Annotated in this window: 20 protein-coding genes and 1 riboswitch; of the genes, 12 read left to right on the plus strand and 8 right to left on the minus strand. The window is 68.3% G+C overall.

Features of this window, described 5'->3' with window-relative positions:
- Window positions 1-27 precede the first annotated feature (27 nt).
- Window positions 28-1,332 carry a lipid IV(A) 3-deoxy-D-manno-octulosonic acid transferase gene (gene waaA / locus LYSCAS_RS08475; protein WP_213433472.1) on the plus strand — a complete coding sequence of 435 codons (1,305 nt, stop codon included), beginning with the start codon at window positions 28-30 and terminating at the stop codon, window positions 1,330-1,332.
- 57 nt (window positions 1,333-1,389) lie between these two features.
- Here waaA and LYSCAS_RS08480 read toward each other — a convergent pair whose 3' ends face one another.
- The 3 genes from LYSCAS_RS08480 to LYSCAS_RS08490 all read right to left on the minus strand — a co-directional run bounded on the left by LYSCAS_RS08480 (window position 1,390) and on the right by LYSCAS_RS08490 (window position 4,288).
- Window positions 1,390-2,790 carry a TolC family outer membrane protein gene (locus LYSCAS_RS08480; RefSeq protein ID WP_213433473.1) on the minus strand — a complete coding sequence of 467 codons (1,401 nt, stop codon included), beginning with the start codon at window positions 2,788-2,790 and terminating at the stop codon, window positions 1,390-1,392.
- A gap of 39 nt (window positions 2,791-2,829) precedes the next feature.
- Complete coding sequence (locus LYSCAS_RS08485) at window positions 2,830-3,486, minus strand: protein-L-isoaspartate O-methyltransferase family protein (protein ID WP_213433474.1); 657 nt, start codon at window positions 3,484-3,486, stop codon at window positions 2,830-2,832.
- Between the two features lie 118 nt (window positions 3,487-3,604).
- Window positions 3,605-4,288 (minus strand): TetR/AcrR family transcriptional regulator, encoded by a 684-nt coding sequence (locus LYSCAS_RS08490; protein WP_213433475.1) that lies wholly within the window; start codon window positions 4,286-4,288, stop codon window positions 3,605-3,607.
- 143 nt (window positions 4,289-4,431) lie between these two features.
- On the opposite strand from LYSCAS_RS08490, the gene LYSCAS_RS08495 reads away from it, so the two are divergent.
- From LYSCAS_RS08495 to LYSCAS_RS08505, 3 genes are all read left to right on the plus strand, one after another.
- Complete coding sequence (locus LYSCAS_RS08495) at window positions 4,432-5,553, plus strand: efflux RND transporter periplasmic adaptor subunit (protein ID WP_407075181.1); 1,122 nt, start codon at window positions 4,432-4,434, stop codon at window positions 5,551-5,553.
- Between the two features lies 1 nt (window position 5,554).
- Complete coding sequence (locus tag LYSCAS_RS08500) at window positions 5,555-8,617, plus strand: efflux RND transporter permease subunit (RefSeq protein WP_213433477.1); 3,063 nt, start codon at window positions 5,555-5,557, stop codon at window positions 8,615-8,617.
- Between the two features lie 110 nt (window positions 8,618-8,727).
- Window positions 8,728-9,399: a Mov34/MPN/PAD-1 family protein gene (locus LYSCAS_RS08505; protein ID WP_213433478.1), complete on the plus strand. Its 672-nt coding sequence runs from the start codon at window positions 8,728-8,730 to the stop codon at window positions 9,397-9,399.
- On the opposite strand, the gene LYSCAS_RS08510 is transcribed toward LYSCAS_RS08505, so the two are convergent.
- Window positions 9,371-10,312, minus strand: coding sequence for a homoserine kinase (locus LYSCAS_RS08510; RefSeq protein ID WP_213433479.1), 942 nt, complete (start codon window positions 10,310-10,312; stop codon window positions 9,371-9,373). The genes LYSCAS_RS08505 and LYSCAS_RS08510 overlap by 29 nt on opposite strands.
- Before the next feature lie 60 nt (window positions 10,313-10,372).
- Window positions 10,373-10,468: riboswitch (TPP riboswitch) on the plus strand.
- 52 nt (window positions 10,469-10,520) lie between these two features.
- Between LYSCAS_RS08510 and thiC the strand changes: the two genes are divergently transcribed.
- From thiC to LYSCAS_RS08525, 3 genes are read left to right on the plus strand one after another with little or no spacing between them, the layout of a single operon-like run.
- Window positions 10,521-12,398 carry a phosphomethylpyrimidine synthase ThiC gene (gene thiC / locus LYSCAS_RS08515; protein ID WP_213433480.1) on the plus strand — a complete coding sequence of 626 codons (1,878 nt, stop codon included), beginning with the start codon at window positions 10,521-10,523 and terminating at the stop codon, window positions 12,396-12,398.
- A gap of 42 nt (window positions 12,399-12,440) precedes the next feature.
- The gene (locus LYSCAS_RS08520; RefSeq protein WP_213433481.1) at window positions 12,441-13,103 is read left to right on the plus strand and encodes an ion channel; all 663 of its coding nucleotides are present in this window, start codon (window positions 12,441-12,443) and stop codon (window positions 13,101-13,103) included.
- Window positions 13,103-14,086, plus strand: coding sequence for an aspartyl/asparaginyl beta-hydroxylase domain-containing protein (locus LYSCAS_RS08525; RefSeq protein ID WP_213433483.1), 984 nt, complete (start codon window positions 13,103-13,105; stop codon window positions 14,084-14,086). The genes LYSCAS_RS08520 and LYSCAS_RS08525 overlap by 1 nt, the downstream gene beginning before the upstream one ends.
- Window positions 14,087-14,122: 36 nt before the next feature.
- Here LYSCAS_RS08525 and ppa read toward each other — a convergent pair whose 3' ends face one another.
- Window positions 14,123-14,671 (minus strand): inorganic diphosphatase, encoded by a 549-nt coding sequence (ppa, locus tag LYSCAS_RS08530; protein WP_213433485.1) that lies wholly within the window; start codon window positions 14,669-14,671, stop codon window positions 14,123-14,125.
- Window positions 14,672-14,796: 125 nt separating this feature from the next.
- Here ppa and LYSCAS_RS08535 point away from each other — a divergent pair, with 125 nt between their 5' ends.
- The 3 genes from LYSCAS_RS08535 to LYSCAS_RS08545 are packed head-to-tail and all read left to right on the plus strand — an operon-like array spanning window position 14,797 to window position 16,336.
- Window positions 14,797-15,492, plus strand: coding sequence for an RNA polymerase sigma factor (locus LYSCAS_RS08535; protein ID WP_213433487.1), 696 nt, complete (start codon window positions 14,797-14,799; stop codon window positions 15,490-15,492).
- Window positions 15,493-15,536: 44 nt separating this feature from the next.
- A complete protein-coding gene (locus LYSCAS_RS08540; RefSeq protein WP_213433489.1) occupies window positions 15,537-15,881 on the plus strand; it encodes a hypothetical protein in 345 nt (114 codons plus the stop codon).
- Window positions 15,878-16,336, plus strand: coding sequence for a DUF2231 domain-containing protein (locus tag LYSCAS_RS08545; RefSeq protein ID WP_213433490.1), 459 nt, complete (start codon window positions 15,878-15,880; stop codon window positions 16,334-16,336). The genes LYSCAS_RS08540 and LYSCAS_RS08545 overlap by 4 nt, the downstream gene beginning before the upstream one ends.
- 589 nt (window positions 16,337-16,925) lie before the next feature.
- Here LYSCAS_RS08545 and LYSCAS_RS08550 read toward each other — a convergent pair.
- Window positions 16,926-18,989, minus strand: a complete 2,064-nt coding sequence (locus tag LYSCAS_RS08550; RefSeq protein WP_213433492.1) for a sodium-translocating pyrophosphatase — start codon at window positions 18,987-18,989, stop codon at window positions 16,926-16,928.
- Between the two features lie 223 nt (window positions 18,990-19,212).
- Between LYSCAS_RS08550 and LYSCAS_RS08555 the strand changes: the two genes are divergently transcribed.
- Window positions 19,213-19,722, plus strand: coding sequence for a hypothetical protein (locus LYSCAS_RS08555; protein WP_213433494.1), 510 nt, complete (start codon window positions 19,213-19,215; stop codon window positions 19,720-19,722).
- Between the two features lie 4 nt (window positions 19,723-19,726).
- Here the strand turns inward: LYSCAS_RS08555 and LYSCAS_RS08560 are convergent, their stop codons facing one another.
- Together LYSCAS_RS08560 and LYSCAS_RS08565 are read right to left on the minus strand one after the other, a co-directional pair.
- Window positions 19,727-20,176: a hypothetical protein gene (locus LYSCAS_RS08560; RefSeq protein ID WP_213433496.1), complete on the minus strand. Its 450-nt coding sequence runs from the start codon at window positions 20,174-20,176 to the stop codon at window positions 19,727-19,729.
- A 233-nt stretch (window positions 20,177-20,409) separates the two neighbouring features.
- Window positions 20,410-21,660, minus strand: coding sequence for a 6-phosphofructokinase (locus LYSCAS_RS08565; RefSeq protein WP_213433498.1), 1,251 nt, complete (start codon window positions 21,658-21,660; stop codon window positions 20,410-20,412).
- A gap of 129 nt (window positions 21,661-21,789) precedes the next feature.
- Between LYSCAS_RS08565 and LYSCAS_RS08570 the strand changes: the two genes are divergently transcribed.
- Window positions 21,790-22,368, plus strand: a complete 579-nt coding sequence (locus LYSCAS_RS08570) for an adenylate kinase (protein ID WP_213433499.1) — start codon at window positions 21,790-21,792, stop codon at window positions 22,366-22,368.
- Window positions 22,369-22,396: the final 28 nt, after the last annotated feature.

Consider the following 22,396-nt stretch of genomic DNA (forward strand, 5'->3'; position numbering starts at 1 on the left):
GGGTCCGCTGACAGGTATCCTCCCGTGATGCGGACGGACCCCTTCGAGCGCGTGCTGCGCGGCCTGTATTCGGCCGCGCTGTACCTGCTCCTTCCCATCACGGTGTACCACTTGATCTGGCGCGGCTTCCGCCAGGCCGAATACTTCCGCCGCTGGCCGGAGCGCTACGGGATGTACGGCAGCCCGGTCGACGACGATGCGCCGCGCGAAACGCTGTGGGTGCACGCGGTCTCGGTGGGCGAAGTGAATGCCGCCGCACCGCTGGTGAACGCGCTGCGCCGGTTGCACCCGGACCTGCCGTTGCTGGTCACCACGATCACGCCCACCGGCTCGGCGCGCGTGCGCGCGCTGTGGGGCGAGGACGTGCAGCACGTGTATCTGCCGTACGACCTGCCGGGCGCGGTGCGCCGCTTCTTCACGCATTTCCGCCCGCGCGCGGGCCTGGTGCTCGAAACCGAGTTGTGGCCCAACCTGCTGTTCGGCGCGCGCGAGCAAGGCGTGCCGACCTACATCCTCAATGCGCGGTTGTCGGAACGTTCGCTGCGCGGCTATCGCCTGCTCGCGCCGCTGGTGGGACGCGCGTTGCGCACGGTGCGGCGCGTGGGCGCGCAGTCGAAGGCGGATGCGGAACGCTTCGTGCAACTCGGCGCGCGCGAAGAGCAGGTGCAGGATCTCGGCAACCTCAAGTTCGATACGCCGGTGCCGGACAACCTCGCGGCCTTCGTCGCGCAGTTCCGCGAACGCCTGGGCACGCGCAATGCGTGGATCGCGGCGAGCACGCACGATGGCGAAGAAGCCGCGGTCGTCGCGATGCACCGCGCGCTGCGCGCGACGCACCCGGAGTTGTTGCTGGTGTGGGCGCCGCGGCATCCCGAACGGTTCCGCGCGGCGGTGGACCACGCGCATGCGGCGGGCTGGCGCGTCGCGACGCGGCGGCTCACGCGCTGGCCGGGCGCGGACGACGATGTGTTCGTCGTCGATACGCTCGGGGAATTGATGGCGTTCTATGCGTGCGCGCAGGTGGCTTTCGTCGGCGGAAGCCTGCAGCCGATCGGCGGGCACAACCTGCTGGAGCCGGCGGCGGTGGGCACCGCGATGGTGACCGGGCCGCACCTGCACAACTTCACGGAGATCGCGCATCGGCTCGAACAGGCGGGCGCCGTGCGGATCGTGCCGGATGCGGGTGCAGCGACCGTCGCGATCGGTGAATTGCTGGACGACGAAGCGGCGCGCGCGCGGATGGTGGCGGCGGGCTATCGGCTGGTCGAAGAAGGGCGCGGTGCGCTGGCGCGGACGTTGGGGTTGATTGCGCCGGTGTTGCCGGCGGGGTGAAGCGTCCTTACCCCAACCCCTCTCCCTGGCGGGAGAGGGGCTCGAAGCAAAAGCGGGTTACTGCGCGCCGTTGGTCGGTGCGATCGCCGCGATGTCGACCGTCAGCAGGCGATTGATGTCCTGCACGTCATCGACGTCGAGCGTGCCGGCGGCCTGCTCGAGGTTGAGGCGGCTCTGCAGGAAGTTGTAGCGCGACAGCGCGTAGGCCTGCTGCGCCTGGAACAGGTTGCGCTGGTTGATCAGCACGTCGAGCACGGTGCGCGTGCCCACTTCCAGGCCGACCTGCGAGGCTTCGTACGCGGCGCGGGCCGAGACCAGCGCGAGGCGGCGTGCTTCGACTTCGCTCACGCCCGCCACGACCACCTGGTAGGCATTGCGCGTGTTGCGCTCGAGCGCGCGGCGCTGCTGTTCCAGTTCGTCCTGGCGCACGTCGCGCGTGTACAGCGCCTGGCGCACGCCGGACTGCGTCGCGCCGCCGGCGAAGATCGGCACGCGCAAGGTCAGGCCGAGGCTGCGCGAGTCGTTGCGGTTCTCGAAATCGGTGGTGAGGTTGGTCAGCGTGTCGGACGAGGAACCATCCGTGCGGCTGCTGCCGTAATTGCCCGACAGGTACAGCGTGGGGTAGTGGCCCGCGCGCGCCGTGCTGATGTCTTCCTCGGCCGACTTGACCTGGTATTCCTTGGCCTTCAGTGCGGGATTGTTGTCCATTGCCATCTGCACCCACTGGTCGGCGCCGGTGGAGGCGGGCAGCTGCGGCTGGAAGTCTTCCGGCAGGCCCTTCACGCGTTCGATCGGCTTGCCGGTGATTTCGGCGAGCGCCTGGTAGGCGTCTTCGACCTGGTTGCGCACGGTGATCGTGTTGGCGCGCGCCGAGTCGTACTGCGCGCGCGCTTCGTGCACGTCGGTGATGGGCGCCAGGCCCACTTCCAGGCGCTTGCTGGCGAAGTCGAACTGCTTCTTCAGCGCGGTTTCCGAGGCTTCCGCCGCGGCCAGGGTCTCGACCTGCACGAGTACGTTGAAGTACGCGGCCGAGGTGCGCGTGACGAGCGAGTCGCCCGCCGATTCCACCTGGTAGTCGCTGGCTTCGCTGAGCAGGTTGGCGCTGCGCAGGCGCGTGATGTTGCTGTGGTCGTAGACCATCTGCGACAGGTTCACGCCGTACTGCTTGTTGGTGTTGTCGTTGGTGCCTTCGCTCGGCACGATCGCGCTGCCGAACGCCTGCGAACCGGAACTGTCGTTCTTGGTGCGGGTGATCGAGGCGCTGCCGTTCAACTGCGGGAGCAGCGCGGCGCGTGCCTGCACCGAGCCTTCCTTGGTGACGAGGCGGCTGGATTCGGCGGCGGAGAACTGCGGGTCGCCGGCGCGTGCCAGCTCGTAGGTCTGCAGCAGGTCTTCGGCGTGCGCCGCCATGGGCGCGATGGCGAAGGCGAGGGCCAGGACGAGGGGACGGCGGCTCATGCAGGTTCCTTCCGGATTCAAATGGGGACGAGGGGGAGTTTAGAAATCGAACTTGGCGACGGGCGCAGCGCCCGCCAGGTAATTCAGGTCGGTCTCGAACAACGATTCGATACCGGGACCGTTGACATCGTTGCGCACCAGCACCGCTTCCATCGCGGGTGCGACGCCGCGCACGACGAACAGGCGGCCGCCGGGGCGGAGCCATTGCAGGAAACGCGGCGGGATCGCCTCGACGGCGCCGGTGACGCAGATCGCGTCGTAGCGGCGGTCGGTGTCCCACGAGAACGCATCGGCGGCCTCGATCCGGACGTTGCCGCCCAGGCCCATGGTGTCCAGGCGCGCGCGGGCGGCGTCGGCGAATTCGGCGTGCAGCTCGATGCTGTGCACTTCGCGCGCGAGGCGGCCGAGGCATGCCGTGAGGAATCCGCTGCCCGTGCCGATCTCCAGCACGTCTTCCCCGGCCTGCACGTCGAGCGCCTGCAGCACGCGGCCTTCGACGACGGGCTTCATCATCGATTCGCCGTGGCCGAGCGGGAGCGCGGCATCGGCATAGGCCAGCGCGCGATGCGCGGACGGCACGAACGCATCGCGCGGCACCATCACCAACGCATCGAGCACGCGCGCATCGAGGACGTCCCACGGGCGAACCTGTTGTTCGACCATGGTCTCGCGGGCTTTGGCGTAATCGATCGTCATGATTGGGGTCTCGCGCGGAAAACCGGGAATTCTACGCCCAGGCGGGTCGCGTTCCGGAGGGACAGCATCGCTGTGGTAGCACACCCGTACTGAGTGCCGGAAGTCAGGGCGACCATCGTCAGCGCCCCGTGCCGTAGCCGCGGAGGAACAGATCCACGGCGGCTTCGAGCTGGGCTTCCACCTCGTGCGCGCGGACTTCCGTGCAGCAACCGAAGACCAGTTGCGCATGCAGTTCGCCCTTGGCCAGGCACAGGAACTGCGAGGCGGCGCGCGCCACGTCGTCGATGGCCAGCTCGCCGGTGGCGACATGGTGTTGCAGCACCACCGCCACGGCGTCCTGGATGCGTTGCGGGCCGGCTTCCCAGAACAGGCGCGGCATCGGCGTATCCAGGACCTGCGGGGTGCACAGGGTGCGGTGGCCCGCGAGCGCTTCGGGGCCGCAGATCATCCCGAAGAAGGCGCGCGCGATCTGCAGCAGGCCTTCGCGCAGGGGTGCGGCGTCGGCGGCGGCGAACAGGGAATCGGGCAACTGCTGTTCGCAGTGCGCCTGCACGGCCGCGGCGAACAGCGCTTCCTTGTCGCCGAAGTGGCTGTAGACGGTGAGCTTGGAGACGCCGGCCTCGGCCGCGATCTGGTCCATCGACACGCCCGTGAAGCCCAGCGTGGTGAACAAGCGCTTGGCCGTTTCGAGGATCGCCGCGCGCTTGCCGAGGTCCTTGGGCCGGCCCGGACCCGTGGGCCGCGGCTTTGTCGCGGCTTCGGCAGGGGTAACGGCTGGCGTTGGCGCGGAACGATCTGGCATGGCGGCGGACTATAAAGGAAATACTGGACTGCGGGGTTTGCTATTTCTTACTCTACCGGCCGGTCCACTAATTGCCGTCGAGAGAGTCCCCCATGGAGACGCAGCGCAGGATGCCGCAGGCCCCCCCCACGGATCGCCTATTTTTGCGCCGCGCGCGCCATGCGGGGGTCGTCGCGGTGCTGGTCCTGCTGGCCGCGTGCGGGAAGGACGAGGCGGCCACCGAGGTCCCGCGCCCGGTCCTCGTGGTCCATCCGGGGCATGACGCCGCGCCGTCGCTGTCGGCCTTCGCCGGCGAAGTGCGGGCACGCGAAGAAAGCACCTTGTCGTTCCGCGTGGGCGGGCAACTGGTGAAGCGCTTCGTCGATGCGGGCGACAGCGTGCGTCGCGGGCAGGTCCTCGCCGAACTCGATCCGGGCGACCTGCGCTTGCAGGTGCAATCGGCGCAGGCGCAACTGGCCGCGGCCAATGCCGAACTCGCGCGCACGGCCTCCGATCGCAAGCGCTACGCCACGCTCGCCGACCAGCAACTCGTCAGCCGCTCCACGCTGGATGCACAGAACGCCGCCTATGCCGCCGCCGAAGGGCAGGCGCGTGCAGCGCGCGCGCAACTCGACGTGGCGCGCAACCAGGCCGACTACACGCAACTGCGCGCGCCGCGCGACGGCGTGATCGCGACGCGCAGCGCGGAAGCGGGGCAGACGGTGACGTCGGGCCAGGTTGTCTACACGCTGGCGGGCGATGCGGGGCGCGAAGTCGCGATCGCGTTGCCGGAATCGCGCATCCGCGATTTCGCGGTCGGCCAACCCGTGCTCGTCGAATTGTGGAGCGCGCCGGGCGAACGCTTGCCGGGCCGCATCCGCGAGATTTCCGCCGCCGCCGATCCGCAGGCGCGCACGTATGCCGCGCGCATCGCGCTCGATGCCGCTGCGGCGAAGGCCGTCGACCTCGGGCAGAGCGCGCGCGTCTACGTGCCCGGTGCAGCGAAGGCCGGGGACTCGACGTTGCGCCTGCCGTTGTCGGCCTTGCAGCGCGGCGCGAACGGCACGGCTTCGGTCTGGGTGGTGAAGCCCGACACGCACACGCTGGCGCTGGTGCCCGTGCGCGCGGGTGCGTACGGCGAAGACACGGTGCCGGTGCTGTCGGGCGTGCGCGCAACCGATTGGGTCGTCGCCGCGGGAGGACACCTGTTGCGCGAAGGGCAGAAGGTCGCGCCCGTCGACCGCGACAACCGCCCCGTCGCGCTCGCGCCTGCCGCGGCCCGCTGACATGTCCTTCAACCTCTCGGAATGGGCGCTGCGCAACCGCACGCTCGTCCTCTACGCGATGGTCGTGCTCGCGCTGCTCGGTGCGATGAGCTGGCGCAACCTCGGGCAATCGGAAGATCCGCCCTTCACCTTCAAGGCGATGGTGGTGCGCACGTTGTGGCCGGGCGCCACCGCGGAGGAGGTCGCGCGCCAGGTGACCGAGCGCGTCGAGAAGAGCCTGATGACGACCGGCAAGTACGAGTTCATCCGCTCGTATTCGCGCGCCGGCGAATCGCAGGTGATCTTCATGGCGCGCGATTCGCTGCCGTCGAAGGACGTGCCCGAGCTGTGGTACCAGGTGCGCAAGAAGATCGGCGACATCAAGCCCACGTTGCCGGAAGGCACGGTCGGGCCGTTCTTCAACGATGAATTCGGCGACACGTTCGGCAACATCTACGCGCTGACGGGGCAGGGCTTCGACTACGCGGTGCTGAAGGACTACGCCGAGCGCATCGAGCTCGAACTGCAGCGCCTGCCGGACGTCGGCAAGGTGGAACTGGTCGGCCTGCAGGACGAGAAAGTCTGGATCGAGCTGTCGAACACCAAGCTCGCCACGATGGGCATCCCGCTGGCGGCGGTGCAGACCGCGCTGTCGGAACAGAACGCCGTCGTGCCGTCCGGCTTCTTCGAAACGAACACCGACCGCGTGCAGATCCGCGTGACCGGCGCGTTCCAGTCGGTCGATGCCTTGCGCGATTTCCCGATCCGTTCGGGCGATCGCACGGTGCGGCTCGGCGACCTTGCGACGGTGAAGCGCGGCTTCGCCGATCCCGCCGCGCCGCGGATGCGCTTCATGGGCCAGGACGCGATCGGCATCGCGGTGGCGATGAAGGACGGCGGCGACATCCTGCGGCTCGGTGACAAGCTGGAGTCCGAATTCGCGCGCCTGCAGCGTTCGCTGCCCGCCGGCATGGAATTGCGCAAGGTCTCCGACCAGCCGCACGCGGTGCGCGAATCGGTGGGCGAGTTCATGAAGGTACTCACCGAAGCGGTGGCGATCGTGCTGCTGGTGAGTTTCTTCTCGCTGGGGTTCCGCACGGGGCTGGTGGTGGCGGTGACGATCCCGCTGGTGCTGGCGATGACGTTCGCGGTGATGGATTACTTCGGCATCGGCCTGCACAAGATCTCGCTCGGTGCGCTCGTGCTCGCACTGGGCTTGCTCGTCGACGACGCGATCATCGCGGTCGAGATGATGGCCATCAAGATGGAGCAGGGCTTCTCGCGGTTGAAGGCGGCCAGCTTCGCGTGGGAGACCACGGCGTTCCCGATGCTCACCGGCACGCTGGTGACGGCGGCGGGCTTCCTGCCGATCGCGACCGCGGCCTCGTCGACCGGCGAGTACACGCGGTCGCTGTTCCAGGTGGTCACCATCGCGCTGGTGGTGTCGTGGATCGCGGCGGTGCTGTTCATCCCGTACCTCGGCGACAAGATGTTGCCGGACATGAACAAGAAGCATGCCGAAGCGCACGACCCGCACGCGACGAAGTTCTACCAGCGCTTCCGCGGCTTGCTCGACTGGTGCCTGGGTCATCGCAAGCTCGTCATCACGCTGACCGTCGCGGCGTTCATCGCGTCGATCGCGCTGTTCCGGTTCGTGCCGCAGCAGTTCTTCCCGGATTCGACGCGGCCGGAGCTGATGGTGGACATGGAACTCGCCGAAGGCTCGTCGTTGAAGGCGACCGAAGCGCAGGCGAAGCAACTGGAGGCGATGCTGCAGAAGCGCGCGGGCGTCGACAACTACGTCGCCTACGTCGGCACCGGTTCGCCGCGCTTCTACCTGCCGCTCGACCAGCAGCTGCCCGCCGCCAACTTCGCGCAGTTCGTCGTGCGCGCCAGCGATACCGAAGCGCGCGAAACGGTGCGCACGTGGCTGATCGACGAGGTCGCGCCGCGCTTCCCGTCGTTGCAATTGCGCGTGACGCGACTGGAGAACGGCCCGCCGGTCGGCTACCCGCTGCAGTTCCGCGTCTCCGGCGAACATATCGACCGCGTGCGCGCCATCGCCAAGCAAGTGCAGGCGAAGGTGCTCGCGAACCCGAACGTCTCCAACGTGAACCTGGACTGGGACGAACCCAGCAAGGTCGTGCGCCTGGAGATCGACCAGGACCGTGCGCGCGTGCTCGGCATCACTTCGTCCCAGTTGTCGAAGTTCCTGTCGGGCTCGCTGTCGGGCCTGCACGTCAGCACGTACCGCGAGGGCAACGAACTCGTCGAGATCCTGTTGCGCGGCACGGGCGACGAACGCACGCGGCTCGACCTGCTCGGCAGCCTGGCGGTGCCGACGCAGAGCGGCACGCCGGTGCCGCTGTCGCAGATCGCCACGCTGCGCGACGTGTTCGAGGACGGCATCGTGTGGCATCGCGACCGCCTGCCCACCGTCACGGTGCGCGCCGACATCCGCAACAAGCTCACGCCGCCGACGGTGGTGGCGCAGATCCTGCCGACGCTCGACGGCATCCGCGCCGCGTTGCCGGAAGGCTACCTGCTCGAAACCGGCGGCACGGTGGAGGACTCCGGGCGCGGGCAGAACTCGATCAAGGCCGGCCTGCCGCTGTTCCTGTTCGTCGTGGTGACGTTGCTGATGCTGCAGTTGCGCAGCTTCTCGCGCACGGCGCTGGTGCTGCTCACCGCGCCGTTGGGCCTGATCGGCGTGACCTTGTTCCTGCTGGTGTTCCGCGTGCCGTTCGGCTTCGTCGCGATGCTGGGCACGATCGCGCTGGCGGGCATGATCATGCGCAACTCGGTGATCCTGGTGGACCAGATCGAACAGGACATCCGCCACGGCAACGACCGCTGGCACGCGATCATCGAAGCGACGGTGCGTCGCTTCCGGCCGATCGTGCTGACCGCGCTCGCCGCGGTGCTGGCGATGATCCCGTTGTCGCGTTCGGCATTCTTCGGGCCGATGGCGGTGGCGATCATGGGCGGGTTGATCGTGGCGACGGCGCTGACCTTGTTGTTCCTGCCGGCGTTGTACGCAGCGTGGTTCAAGGTGAATCGCGAAGAGGCGGGTCCCGCGGCCTGAGGTTTCGCCGGCGTTCGCAAGAGGCGACGTCGGTGGACGTCGCCCCTTTCGCCTGCCGGGACCGGGCAAACGTTGGTGGAATGCGCGGCCGCTCCAGCCACGCATTCCCCATGACCCTCGACTCCCATCGCCGTCGTCGCAGGCGACGAACGCGCGCGCTCCTGTGCGCCATCGCCGCGCTCCCCGCCACGCACCCCAACGCCTGCGACCTGCACCAGCCACGCTTCTCGCCGGAACACGCCACGCCCGAGACCGCGCGCACTGATCGCACGCGCATCCCGCGCGACATCCGCATCGAACAAGGCGGCTTCGCGACCGCCGACGCCGCCGCAGCGTGCTTCGGCGCCCGCTACCACGACGACAAGCGCGCGGAGTTCGTCACCTTCCTCGTGCATACCGAAGACGGCTGGGCTTACCTGACGCCCGGCAAGGGTCCCCGCAATGCACGACGCGTGCACACCGAGGCATTACATCGCGCGTCGAACGATGCCGGGCATGCGCTGCTCGCCGTCGCGCACACGCATCCGTTCGGGATGCCGTATTTCTCGGCGACGGATGCCGCGACCGTCCTGCGCGCGAACGGCCCGATGTACCTGACCAACTGGCGCAACGAAACCTGGCGCCTGGCGCCGGAAGACGTGCGATCGCAACTCGAGCGCCGTGGATTCCCGTCGACGACGATCAGCGTGTCGCGTTTGTTCTCGGCGCCCGGCATGCGCGAGGGATGGCGCGGAACGCCCGTGGCACCCGTCGTCAATCCAGTTCGGCGCGCGGACCGTTGACCGGGCAGACGTACGCACGCGACGCGAATCCCGCGTCGGCAAAGGCCGCCTGCATCGCCGGCGCCGCAACGCGCGCATCGGCTTCGCTGGCGAACCACGCGAACACGCTCGGCCCCGCGCCCGACAGGCTCGCGCCGATCGCGGCGTGGTCCATCGCCGCGGACTTCACTGCATCGAACCCGGGCACGAGCGCCGCGCGCCGCGGTTCGACCAGCACGTCCTGCAAGCCATCGCGCAGCAATGCCAGGTCGCCGCGCTCCAGGCCCACGATGAACTGCGCCAGCCGCGCGCCATGCGCCACGACGGTCGACAACGGGAACGGTTCGGCGAGCACTTCGCGCGAGCGCCGCGTTTCGAGCACCTGGTCCGGATGCACGACGACGCAATGCAACCCGGCCGGCGCGCGCAGCGACAACAAGCGCGTCGCCGTCGCCAGCACCACGCCGCCGACGAGCATCGGCCCCACGTTGTCGCCCTGGTGGCTGCGGCTCGAGGCGTACTCGCCTTCCATCGCGAAGGGATACAACGCCTCCCGCGACATCGGCGCGTCGAGCAAGGCATTCGCGGCGACCAGCGCCGCCACGCACGAGGCCGCCGAACCGCCGAGCCCCGCCCCGATCGGAATCCCCTTGTCGAGTTCGACCTCGAAGCCGAACCCGAGCGCCAGCCCTTCACGCAATGCATGCAACGCACGCCCGGCCGTGTTGCGCGCCGTGTCGAACGGAATCACGCCGATCGAGGCCGGTGATACGTCGCCAACCGCGCGCACGGCGACCACGCGCACTTCGCGTTCAGCAATGCGCCGCACGGTGGCGCGGTCCGACGGGCCCAGGATCGAATGGCCGAGCAGGTCGAAGCCCACGCCGATGTTGCCGACGCCGGCGGGTGCGGTCGCGGTGGCGCTGGTCGGCATGGTCGCTCCTTCGGCAAGGCGCGCATTATTGGCCGGCGACGCCCGGCCGTGTTCAAATGCCCGCCGAAGCGGGGGTACCGGCCTTGGCCGGTTGAGAGAGTCCCTTCGAACCTGACGCGGTTGAGACCGCCGTAGGGAAGCTTCGCGGATCGCGCTCGCGCGTGGCCGCGCGCCTGCTTCGTCCTCACCGCTCCCCCTGGACGATCCCATGAACGCCGTGCCCACCGAACTGCTCCGCGACGCCGAACGCCTCTCGGAAGCCGTCGTCCGCCCCATCCCCGGTTCGCGCAAGGTCTTCGTGCCCGGGTCGCGCGACGACCTGCGCGTGCCCATGCGCGAGATCGCGCTGCAGCGCACGCCCACCCTGTTCGGCGGCGAAGACAACCCGCCCGTCACCGTCTACGACACCTCGGGCCCGTACACGGATCCCGACACGCACATCGACCTGGCCGCCGGCCTGTCGCCGCTGCGCGCGCAGTGGATCGCCGAGCGCAACGATTCCGAACCGCTGCCGGGCCTGACGTCCGAGTTCGGCCGCGCGCGCGAACACGATCCGCGCCTGTCGTCCGTGCGCTTCCCCGGCCGCATCCTGCCGCGCCGCGCCATCGCGGGCGCCAACGTCTCGCAGATGCATTACGCGCGCCGCGGCATCGTCACGCCGGAAATGGAATACGTCGCCATCCGCGAAAACCAGCGCCTCGACCAGGTGCGCGACGCGGGCCTGCTCGCGCAGCATCGCGGCCAATCCTTCGGCGCGGCGATCCAGGCGCGCATCACGCCGGAATTCGTGCGCGACGAAATCGCCCGCGGCCGCGCGATCCTGCCGAACAACATCAACCATCCCGAGAGCGAGCCGATGATCATCGGCCGCAACTTCCTCACCAAGATCAACGCCAACATCGGCAACAGCGCCGTGTCGTCGGGCATCGCGGAGGAAGTGGAAAAGCTGGTGTGGGCGATCCGCTGGGGCGCCGATACGGTGATGGACCTGTCCACCGGCAAGCACATCCACGAAACGCGCGAATGGATCGTGCGCAATTCGCCGGTGCCGATCGGTACGGTGCCGATCTACCAGGCGCTGGAAAAAGTGGACGGCCGCGCCGAAGAACTCACGTGGGAAATCTTCCGCGACACGCTGGTCGAACAGGCCGAGCAGGGCGTGGACTACTTCACCATCCACGCCGGCGTGCTGCTGCGCTACGTGCCGCTCACCGCCAAGCGCGTGACGGGCATCGTGTCGCGCGGCGGTTCGATCCTCGCCAAGTGGTGCCTGGCGCACCACAAGGAAAACTTCCTCTACACGCACTTCGAAGACATCTGCGACATCATGAAGGCGTACGACGTCGCCTTCTCGCTGGGCGATGGCTTGCGCCCGGGGTGCATCGCGGACGCCAACGACGCTGCGCAGTTCGGTGAGCTCGAAACGCTGGGCGAGCTGACGAAGATCGCGTGGAAGCACGACGTGCAGACCATGATCGAAGGCCCCGGCCACGTGCCGATGCAGCTGATCAAGGAAAACATGGACAAGCAGCTTGCCGAATGCGGCGAAGCGCCGTTCTACACGCTCGGCCCGCTGACCACCGACATCGCGCCGGGCTACGACCACATCACCAGCGCGATCGGCGCGGCGATGATCGGTTGGTTCGGCACCGCGATGCTCTGCTACGTCACGCCGAAGGAACACCTGGGCCTGCCGGATCGCGACGACGTGCGCGACGGCATCATGGCGTACAAGATCGCCGCGCATGCCGCCGACCTGGCGAAGGGCCATCCCGGCGCGCAGGTGCGGGACAACGCGCTGAGCAAGGCGCGCTTCGAATTCCGCTGGGAAGACCAGTTCCACCTGGGCCTGGATCCGGAGAAGGCGAAGGAATTCCACGACGAAACGCTGCCCAAGGACGCGCACAAGCTGGCGCACTTCTGCTCGATGTGCGGCCCGCATTTCTGCTCGATGAAGATCACCCAGGACGTGCGCGACTACGCCGCCGAACATGGCGTGGGCGAAACCGATGCGCTGGCCGCCGGCATGGCGGAGAAGTCGGAAGAGTTCCGCGCCGCGGGCGCCGAGGTCTACCGCCCGGGCTGAGCCCGGCCGGTCGCGCGCATGGTGGCCTTCTGGCGATGGGACATGTGGCGCGTGCTCGCGCGGCGGCAGCCGTCGGCGTTCCTGCTGGCGGCGCAGTTGCTGAGCCTGCTGCTGTATCCGTTGATGGACAACACGCAGACCGGGCGCGTGTTGTTCGGCGCCGTCGCGCTGGTGGTCGTGCCGCTGGCGATGTGGGTGGTGAAGCTGAGCCCCATGCTCAGCGTGATCGGCTGGTTCCTCGCCGTGCCCGCACTGGTGCTGACGGTGTTCGGCGTCGTGATGGACCACCAGGCGTTGCTGCCCCTGGCGGCCGCGCTGGAAGCCGCGCTGTACTTCTACGCCGCCGCGGGCCTGATCGCCTACATGATGCGCGACACGCGCGTCAGCGCCGACGAACTGTTCGCGGCCGGCGCCACGTTCACCCTGCTCGCGTGGGGCTTCGCGTACGCGTTCTTCCTGTGCCAGGCGATTTACCCGGGCAGCTTCACGGGCTTCGAACCCGAACGCGAACGCACCTGGATGGAGCTGCTGTTCCTCAGTTTCACCACGCTGTCGGCCACCGGCCTGGGCGACGTGCTGCCGGTCAATTCTCCGGCGCGCGTGCTGGTGATGCTGGAACAATTGGCCGGCGTGGGTTACATCGCCACCGTGGTCTCGCGTTTGATCGGCCTCACCATCATCCAGCACAAGAACGACCCGCCGTAATGAAACTGCAGTTCCCCTTCATCCAGTTGCCGTTGTCGTTCGATGCGCCCGCGCTGGCCGCGGAAATCGCCGCGCTGGGCGAAGGCGCATGGAAACCGCATCCGAACCACCTGCCGGGCAATTCGATGTTGCCGCTGGTGTCGGTGGGCGGGGATGCGGACAACGAAGCGTTCGCGGGCCCGATGCTGCCGACGCCGGCGCTCGAGCGCTGCCCGTACCTGCGCAAGACGATCGCGAGCTTCGGTGCCGTGGTCGGTCGCAGTCGCCTGATGCGGCTCGCGGGGCAGGCCGAGGTCACGCGCCACGTGGATACCGGTTACTACTGGGCCGAACGCACGCGCGTGCACGTGCCGATCGTGACGCAGCCGACGGTGCGCTTCGAATGCGGCGACGCGGCGATCAACATGGGCGAAGGCGAGTGCTGGATCTTCGACACGTGGCGCCAGCATCGCGTGCTCAATGACGCGCGCGAATCGCGCATCCACCTCGTGGTGGACACGGTGGGCGGCGCGGAGTTCTGGAACCTGGTCGCGCGCGGCAAGCCGCACCACCTGGCGATCCCGGGCTGGACGCAGGACCGCATCGCGCCCGGCGGCAGCGCGGACTTCGCGTGCGAATCGAACAACGTGCCCGCGGTGATGACGCCGTGGGAACTCAACACGCACTTCGGGCTGCTGTTCGGCGAATCGCCGGACCATCCGAACAACGTGTTGCTGCGCGGTGCTGCGCAGCGGCTGCTGCGCGCGTGGCGCGGCCTGTGGGCGCAGCATGGCGAGGCGCCGGAAGGACGCGCGGCGTTCCGCGACGCGCTGCACCGCTTCATGGACGAAGTGCACGATCCCGGCCTGGACGTCGTGCTGCGCAACGACGTGGACTGGTACACGGCGATGCTCACGCTGGTGGCGAGCAACGCGGTGCGGGACGCGGATGCGCCGGTGACGACGTCGAACACCGGCGAGTATGGCGTGGTGGACCGCGCCTGATTCCGCGGTCCCTGCGCACGCAGGGACCGGGGTGCCTCAGAAGTTCGGCTTGTCTTCCGTTGCGTTGTAGCGCGCGATCGACTCGATCAGGATCTGCCGCGCTTCCTCGGTGTCGCCCCACCCATCAAGCTTGACCCACTTGCCTTCTTCCAGGTCCTTGTAGTGCTCGAAGAAGTAGGCGATGCGGTCGCGCCAGTGCTGCGGCACGTCGTTGAGGCCCACCATGTGGGCGTAACCCGGATACACCTTGGTCACCGGCACGGCGAGGATCTTCTCGTCGGCGCCGGCTTCGTCGCGCATGCGCAGCACGCCGACCGGGCGCACGCGGATCACCGAACCCGGGATGAGCTGCAGGGGCATCAGCACCAGCACGTCGGCCGGGTCGCCGTCGCCGCACAGCGTGTGGGGGACGTAGCCGTAATTGCAGGGGTAGCGCATCGGCGTGGACAGCACGCGGTCGACGAACATCGCGCCGGAGGCCTTGTCGACCTCGTACTTGACGGGTTCGGCGTCCTTCGGGATCTCGATGATGACGTTGATTTCGTCCGGCGGATTCTTGCCGGTGGGGACGAGTTCCAGGCCCATTGCGTGGTGCTCCGACGTGCTGGCCGCGGCCCGTGGGCCGCGGTGGGGGTGGGGGGAGGGCGCGGATTATAGGCGGGAACCCGGCGCACACTGGCGCATCGGATGGGCAGGACAGGGAGAAACGCATGGTTCCGACGCAACGCCCGCTGGTGGATTACGCCGCCCTCGACGACATCGCCCTCGTGGCGCTGGCCCGCGCCGGCCAGCGGGAGGCCTTCCGCCACATCATGCAGCGCTGCAACCGGCGGTTGTTCCGCGCCGCGCGCGGGGTGGTCCACGACGACGCGGAAGCGGAGGACGTGGTCCAGCAGGCCTACGTGGACGCCTTCGCGCACCTGGATTCGTTTCGCGGCGATGCCGCCCTCACCACCTGGCTCACGCGCATCGTGCTCAACGAAGCGCACGGGCGCCTGCGCGCGCGCAAGCCCACCGTCGGGATCGAGCTGGTCGAAGCCCTGCAGCAGGAAGGAGGTCGCGTGATCGCGTTCCCGTCGAAGTTCGGCCACGAAGACCCGGCCGCCGGCGCGGCGCGCGCCGAGGTGCGGCGCTTGCTCGAACGCGCGGTCGACGCATTGCCGGAGGCGTATCGCCTCGTGTTCGTCATGCGCGAGATCGAGGAATGCAGCGTGGAGGAGACGGCGACGTGCCTGTCGCTGAAACCCGAAACGGTGAAGACGCGCCTGCATCGCGCGCGTCGCCTGCTGCGCACGGCGTTGCACGACGAGCTTGCGACCACGATGACCGATGCCTTCCCGTTCCTCGGGGCGCGCTGCGACCGCATGACGAATGCGGTGCTGGCGCGGCTCGACCTGCACGACTGAAACGCCGTACGCCCGATCCATCACCCGAGACAAGGAGTTCCACCATGTTGATGTACGCGCTCATCGTGTTCGCCATCGCCGCCCTCGGCGGCCTCGTCCTCGCTTCCAGCGTGCTGCGCGGGAAACTCGCGCCGTGGGCCATTTCGATCCTGCATGCGCTGCTTGGCGCGACGGGCCTGGTGATCCTGTTGCTGCAGGTGGTGCAGGGTTCGGCAGGTGGGCGCGTGGTCGGTGCGCTCGGGATCCTGGTCGCGGCGGCGCTCGGTGGCTTCTATCTCGCGTCGCTGCACGCGCGGAAGACGGTGGCACCGAAAGCCGTCGTGCTGATGCACGCAGGCCTGGCGGTCGTCGGCGTGCTCGTGCTCCTCAGCGCGGTCATGGCGGCGTGAGGCATCCGCTGCACCCGGCGTTCGTGCACTTCCCGATCGCGGCGTGGTCGTTCGCGACCGCGGCGGATCTCGCGGGCGCCTGGATCGATCCGAGCTGGTGGACGTGCGCGGGCTGGTTGCACGTGGCCGGCACGACGACCGCGCTCGCGGCGATGGCCACAGGCGCGATCGAATTCGTGAAGTTGCCGGCCGACAGCCCCGCGGCGAAATTCGTCGCGCGCCACATGGTCTTCGTGCTACTGGCGTGGTTCGCGTACGCGACGAGCCTGGTGTTGCGCGTGCACGACTCGGCGCTCCACGCACCGGCGGCGGCCAGCCTCGCGACGAGCGTCGCGGGGTTCGTGTTGCTGTGCGTCGCGGGATGGTTGGGCGGGAATCTCGTCTATCGCCACGGCGTCGGCGTGCGCGAATCCGGAATTGCAAGTTGTCCCCGCGAAAGCGGGGACACCCAGTGAGGGCGTTCCGCCACGTCCCGCCGCATGTCTCTTTTCCGCTGCCACAGCAGAAAAGAGACACGCGACGTGACGCGTCGGACCTCGTCGCGGTTTGGTTTTCGCTAACACGTCGTAGTAGTTCCCCGCACCGCGTCGGATAGCCGCTGGCGAACACAACTTCTCCGGACGGAGGCGCTCGCCCACCTCGAGCCCTCGCATCTGAAATGCCTCACTGCTCTCTGGCAGGCGGGGCGCCAGTCCAGGTCTGTGCCTCGCACACATCAGGCAGGAGAGCTGGTGCTTCGGGCTCTTGATTGCCGCGAAAGAAACGATTGGGTTGCGCGTGCGTCACACGCACGCCAGCGAACTCAACTTGCGGTCGGCCCCTTGATCGAAAAGGCGCGCAAGGTGATGCCCCAGCCCGTGGTGGGGTGAGAATTTTCGCCGCCACGTCGGCGAGAAATTCTTACCCCGCCGCGGGTTCGGGCGACGCGGTCTTCACCCCAGGCGGGCTTCTGCAGCGCACCCATGGATCCCTGCTTCCCCTGGGACGGGCAAAAAAAAACCCCGCCGAAGCGGGGTCTTTCGTGTTGCGTGAAGCAGGAACCGATCAGCGCACGATCAGCGGCACCATCAGCAGCGCCACGATGTTGATGATCTTGATCAGCGGATTGACCGCCGGGCCCGCGGTGTCCTTGTAGGGATCGCCCACGGTGTCGCCGGTGACCGCGGCCTTGTGGGCCTCGGAACCCTTGCCGCCGAAGTTGCCGTCTTCGATGTACTTCTTCGCGTTGTCCCACGCACCGCCGCCGGTCGTCATCGAGATCGCGACGAACAGGCCGGTGACGATCGTGCCGATCAGCACGCCGCCCAGCGCCTTCGGACCGAGCAGCAGGCCGACGACGACAGGCACCGCGACGGGCAGCAACGACGGCACGATCATTTCCTTGATCGCCGACTTCGTCAGCATGTCCACGGCCTTGTCGTACTGCGGCTTGCCCGTGCCTTCCATGATCCCCGGGATGTCGCGGAACTGGCGGCGCACTTCCTCCACCACCGCACCGGCCGCGCGGCCGACGGCTTCCATCGCCATCGCGCCGAACAGGTACGGGATGAGGCCACCGATCAGCAGGCCGATGATCACCATGTGGTCGGACAGGTCGAAGCGGAACGCTTCGAACGGCACGCCCGCGGCGGCGGCCTTCGCCGCACCCACCGTGTTGAGGTTGTGCGTGTAGTCGGCGAACAGCACCAGCGCGGCCAGCGCGGCCGAACCGATCGCGTAGCCCTTCGTCACCGCCTTCGTCGTGTTGCCCACGGCGTCGAGCGGATCGGTCACGGCGCGCACTTCCGGCGGGAGTTCCGCCATCTCGGCGATGCCGCCGGCGTTGTCCGTGATCGGGCCGTACGCATCGAGCGCGACGATCATGCCCGCCATCGACAGCATGGCCGTGGCGGCGATCGCGATGCCGTACAGGCCACCGAGCGCGAACGCGGCGTAGATGGCCGCGCACACCGTGATGACCGGCAGCGCGGTCGACTTCATCGACACGCCCAGGCCCGCGATGATGTTGGTGCCGTGGCCCGTGGTGGATGCCTGCGCGATGTGGCGCACCGGCTTGAACTGCGTGCCGGTGTAGTACTCGGTGATCCACACGATCGCGCCGGTCAGCGCCAGGCCGATCAGCGAGCACAGGTAGAGGTTCATCGACCCCTGCCCGAAGTCGCCCATCAGGTTCTGCGTGATCGGGAAGAACGCGATGGCCGCGAGCACGGCCGACACGATCACGCCGCGGTACAGCGCGCCCATGATCGAACCACCCGCCTTCACCTTGACGAAGAACGCACCGATGATCGATGCGAGGATCGACACGCCGCCGAGCACGAGCGGATACAGCACCGCGTTGTGGCCGGCGCCCTGGTCCATCATCAGGCCGCCGAGCAGCATCGTGGCGATCACGGTGACGGCGTAGGTTTCGAACAGGTCGGCCGCCATGCCCGCGCAGTCGCCCACGTTGTCGCCCACGTTGTCCGCGATGACCGCCGGGTTGCGCGGGTCGTCTTCCGGGATGCCGGCTTCGACCTTGCCCACCAGGTCCGCGCCGACGTCGGCGCCCTTGGTGAAGATGCCGCCGCCCAGTCGCGCGAAGATCGAGATCAGCGAGGAACCGAACGCCAGGCCCACCAGCGCGTGCAGCGCCGGTTCGCCGGTGAGGCCCATCTTGCCGAGCACGAGCCAGTACCCGGCCACGCCGAGCAGGCCGAGGCCGACGACGAGCATGCCGGTGATGGCGCCGCCGCGGAACGCGACGTCCATCGCCGGGCCGATGCCCGAACGCGCGGCTTCGGCGGTGCGCACGTTGGCGCGCACCGACACGTTCATGCCGATGTAGCCCGCGGCACCGGACAGCACCGCGCCGATCAGGAAGCCGATCGCGGTGGGCCAGGTGAGTGCGAAGCCGATGAGGACGAAGAGCACGGCGCCTGCGACGCCGATCGTCGCGTACTGGCGATTGAGGTAGGCGCGCGCGCCTTCCTGGATCGCGCCCGCGATCTGTTGCATGCGCTCGTTGCCGGCGGGACGGCTGTTGATCCAGGACGCGGACCACACACCATAGAGAATCGCGATGACGGCGCAGGACAGCGCCAGGATCAAACCGTACTGCTCCAGCATGAACAACCCTCCCCGGGTGGCTTTAGGGAATGACGGATGACGCGAAATGGATGACGCGAAGGTTTTTGTTGCGCCGCGGCAAGAAATCAATTACAGGGCGGCAACGGCCCGACTATGGCATGGCACGGCCCCGCGGCGGAACCGTGCAACCGTGCGTGAAGCACGATTCAGCGCTTGCGTGACAGCCTGCGCGCCTTCGTCCCGCCCCCCGAGGCCACCGACCATGCGCCGACTCATCGCCACCCTGTGCGTCCTCGCACCCCTGGCTGCCATCGCGGCCGACCCGAAGCCGGAGATCAACCGCCCGGCGTCTTCCCCGCAGCAGGTCGGCGTGGCCCACACGCTCCGCACGATCCCCGAAGCCTGCGCGCGCATCGAAGGCCAGTTCACCGGCCAGGCGAACCCGCCCTACAAGTTCACCTTCGCGCGCACGAGCGCGACCTGCCAGGCGCGTGCGCGCCTGGTGGATGCGGCCAAGGTGAAACCGGATGCGAAGTCGGGCTGGATCTTCAACGACCTGATCCGCGTGCCGAGCGCGGCGTGCCCGTCGCAGCAGGCGGTGGTGCGCATCTGGCGCAAGGCCGCGGAGGCGGCGCCGCCGGCGCTGGATCCGCAGGGGCGTTCGCGGATCTACCTGAAGGATGCGACCGACCAGGCGCGCGCGAAGGGCGCGCCCAGCCTGCCGCAATACGCCGTCGCGATGGCCGTGGAAGGCAAGGCCTGCGGCGGCTGATGCCTCAGTGCGAGGCGCGCTGGAACTTGTCGGCGCTCGAACGCAGCAGCTGCGCGTGGCCCGCCTTGTTGCGGATCACCTGCACGTAATACGTCTTGCCGGTTTCCAGCGTGCCGTCGAACTTGCCGCCGTCGCTCGTGCTGTACGCATGGGCGCCCGGCGTGGTGGCCACGACGTAGTACATGCCCGGGTCGAGTTCGACGCGCGGATCGGCGTTCTCGTTGACGGTGATGGCCGCACCCGGCGACTTGGCGCTGCGGAAGAACACGACCTGCGACTTGCCATCCGGCGCCTTGCCCACGGCCTTCTCGACGGCTTCGGCCGTGAGGGCCTTGGCTTCTGCGGTGTTGGACGCTTCGCCCTGGTTCTCGATCTTCACCTTCTGGGCGGCGACGGGCAGGCTCAACGCCACCAGCATCGCGAGCAACGCACTGCGGGACAGGATGGAACGCATGGGGGATCTCCGTGTCGTGGCTGCCTCATGGCAGTCGTGGAGCCTAGCGTCCCGCATTCAGTCGCTGCGTGAAGCGGGTCGGCATTCGTACGGAGACCGCCGAAATCCACTCGAACATCGACGTCGACGCGGCCACCTCCCCAGCTGGCCGCGCGACGCCGATCCTCCTCCCCCGAGGAACCTCGTTGCGTCGAGGCGTGGCGAGTCTTACCGACCGCAACGGGGTTTTGCAATCACATCGGGGCGAGTTTTTTTCTCATTGCCACGTTCTTCAGGGCAATGTATCTGGGCAGCCCGTCGCGGCCGTAAGGCGGCGGATTTTCGCCGCGGATCAGCGGTTCGAGATAACGACGCGCCGCTGCGGTGATGCCGTAACCATCCTTGCGCAAGAAGTTGGCCGGCATCGTTTTTTCGTGGTTCGCGATCTTGTCGAGCGAGGCCGGCGCGATCTTCCAGCGATACGGTGCATCGGACGTGCGCACGATCACCGGCATCATCGAATTCATCCCCTTCAGTGCGTACTCCACCGCGGCCACGCCGACGGCCATCGCCTGTTCGACGTCGGTCTTCGATGCGATGTGGCGCGCGGAACGCTGCAGGTAATCCGGCAACGTCCAGTGCACCTTGTAGCCGAGCACGTCCTTGACGCGACCGGCGAGGTGCGAGGCGACGCCGCCGAGCTGCGTGTGCCCGAACGCATCCTTCCCGCCGCCGGCGTCGGCGACGAACGTACCGTCCGCGGTGCGGATGCCTTCACTCGCGACCACCACGCAATAGCCCACGCGCTTGACCACCTTGTCGACCTGCGCGAGGAACGCCGCTTCGTCGTACGCGCGCTCGGGGAAGAGGATGAGGTGCGGCGCATCGCCTTCGTGCTGCGCGGCCAGGCCCGCGGCGGCGGCCAGCCAGCCCGCGTGGCGGCCCATCGCTTCGTACACGAAGACTTTCGTCGAGGTGTCGGCCATCGCGGCGACGTCGAGCGCGGCTTCGCGCACGGACACCGCGGTGTATTTCGCGGCCGAGCCGAAGCCCGGGCAGCAGTCGGTGACGGCCAGGTCGTTGTCGATGGTCTTCGGCACGCCGATGCAGGTGAGCGGGTAGCCGAACTCCTGCGCCAGCCGCGAGACCTTCAGCGCGGTGTCCGCCGAATCGTTGCCGCCGTTGTAGAGGAACCAGCGCACGTCGTGCGCGCGCAGGACGTCGAGCAGGCGCTCGTATTTCGCGCGGTCGGCCTCCAGCGACTTCAGCTTCACGCGGCACGAGCCGAACGCGCCGCCGGGGGTATGGGCCAGCGCCCGGATCGCGGCGAGGGATTCCTTCGAGGTGTCGATCAGGTCCTCGCGCAGCGCGCCGAGGATGCCGTTGCGCGCGGCCAGGACCTTCACCTTGCGGGCGCGCGCGGTCTGGATGACGGCCGAGGCGGTGGCGTTGATGACGGCGGTGACGCCGCCCGACTGGGCGTAAAGCAGGGTTCCGTTGGCCATGTGAGGTCGTGGGCCGGGGCCGGGTTGGGGTAAAGTGCCCGGCAAATCGGCGTAGTCGTGGGTAGGGCGGGCGAGTGTAGCGCCGCGGTCCGTGGACGCGCCGTCCCGAGCATTGGTCAGGAGTCCTGGATGCGATTGGTCTTGTTGGGCGCGCCCGGTTCGGGCAAGGGCACGCAGGCGACCCGCCTGAAGGAACACCTGCAGGTGCCGCACATCTCCACCGGCGACCTGCTGCGCGCCGAAGTCGCGGCCGGCAGCAAGCTGGGCCTGGAAGCGAAGGAAGTGATGGCGCGCGGCGAGCTGGTCTCCGACGCCATCCTGCTCGGCATGCTCGAGGACCGCTTCTCGCGCCCCGACACCGCCAACGGTTTCATCCTCGACGGCTATCCGCGCAACCTGGCGCAGGCCGATGCGCTGGATGCGTTGCTGGGCAAGCTGCGCCAGCCGTTCGATTACGCGGTGCAGCTGGAATGCCCGACGGAACTCCTCGTCGAGCGCATCGCCGGCCGCGCGAAGGCCGAAGGCCGCGCCGACGACAGCCCGGATGCGGTGCGCAAGCGCCTGCAGGTGTACGAGGCCTCCACCGCGCCGGTCATCGATTACTACCGCCAGCATGGGCACCTCACCGTCGTCGACGGCGTGGGCTCGCTGGACGATGTGTTCACCCGCATCCTCGAGGCGATCGCGCCGATGAAGGAAGTCGGCTGAGCGCCACGCAACACGGGACACCCGCTTG

Source organism: Noviluteimonas caseinilytica (genome assembly GCF_018406605.1).
Taxonomy (GTDB): domain Bacteria; phylum Pseudomonadota; class Gammaproteobacteria; order Xanthomonadales; family Xanthomonadaceae; genus Noviluteimonas; species Noviluteimonas caseinilytica.

Bases quoted from the DNA above. Each gene is read 5' to 3' on its own strand.
- thiC (WP_213433480.1), top strand. From the start codon at position 10,521: ATGAACGCCGTGCCCACCGAACTGCTCCGCGACGCCGAACGCCTCTCG.
- LYSCAS_RS08525 (WP_213433483.1), top strand. From the start codon at position 13,103: ATGAAACTGCAGTTCCCCTTCATCCAGTTGCCGTTGTCGTTCGATGCG.
- LYSCAS_RS08485 (WP_213433474.1), bottom strand. From the start codon at position 3,486: ATGACGATCGATTACGCCAAAGCCCGCGAGACCATGGTCGAACAACAG.
- LYSCAS_RS08560 (WP_213433496.1), bottom strand. From the start codon at position 20,176: ATGCGTTCCATCCTGTCCCGCAGTGCGTTGCTCGCGATGCTGGTGGCG.
- LYSCAS_RS08535 (WP_213433487.1), top strand. From the start codon at position 14,797: ATGGTTCCGACGCAACGCCCGCTGGTGGATTACGCCGCCCTCGACGAC.
- LYSCAS_RS08565 (WP_213433498.1), bottom strand. From the start codon at position 21,660: ATGGCCAACGGAACCCTGCTTTACGCCCAGTCGGGCGGCGTCACCGCC.
- LYSCAS_RS08490 (WP_213433475.1), bottom strand. From the start codon at position 4,288: ATGCCAGATCGTTCCGCGCCAACGCCAGCCGTTACCCCTGCCGAAGCC.
- waaA (WP_213433472.1), top strand. From the start codon at position 28: ATGCGGACGGACCCCTTCGAGCGCGTGCTGCGCGGCCTGTATTCGGCC.
- LYSCAS_RS08540 (WP_213433489.1), top strand. From the start codon at position 15,537: ATGTTGATGTACGCGCTCATCGTGTTCGCCATCGCCGCCCTCGGCGGC.
- LYSCAS_RS08550 (WP_213433492.1), bottom strand. From the start codon at position 18,989: ATGCTGGAGCAGTACGGTTTGATCCTGGCGCTGTCCTGCGCCGTCATC.
- LYSCAS_RS08505 (WP_213433478.1), top strand. From the start codon at position 8,728: ATGACCCTCGACTCCCATCGCCGTCGTCGCAGGCGACGAACGCGCGCG.
- LYSCAS_RS08555 (WP_213433494.1), top strand. From the start codon at position 19,213: ATGCGCCGACTCATCGCCACCCTGTGCGTCCTCGCACCCCTGGCTGCC.
- LYSCAS_RS08570 (WP_213433499.1), top strand. From the start codon at position 21,790: ATGCGATTGGTCTTGTTGGGCGCGCCCGGTTCGGGCAAGGGCACGCAG.
- LYSCAS_RS08520 (WP_213433481.1), top strand. From the start codon at position 12,441: ATGTGGCGCGTGCTCGCGCGGCGGCAGCCGTCGGCGTTCCTGCTGGCG.
- LYSCAS_RS08500 (WP_213433477.1), top strand. From the start codon at position 5,555: ATGTCCTTCAACCTCTCGGAATGGGCGCTGCGCAACCGCACGCTCGTC.
- LYSCAS_RS08510 (WP_213433479.1), bottom strand. From the start codon at position 10,312: ATGCCGACCAGCGCCACCGCGACCGCACCCGCCGGCGTCGGCAACATC.
- LYSCAS_RS08480 (WP_213433473.1), bottom strand. From the start codon at position 2,790: ATGAGCCGCCGTCCCCTCGTCCTGGCCCTCGCCTTCGCCATCGCGCCC.
- ppa (WP_213433485.1), bottom strand. From the start codon at position 14,671: ATGGGCCTGGAACTCGTCCCCACCGGCAAGAATCCGCCGGACGAAATC.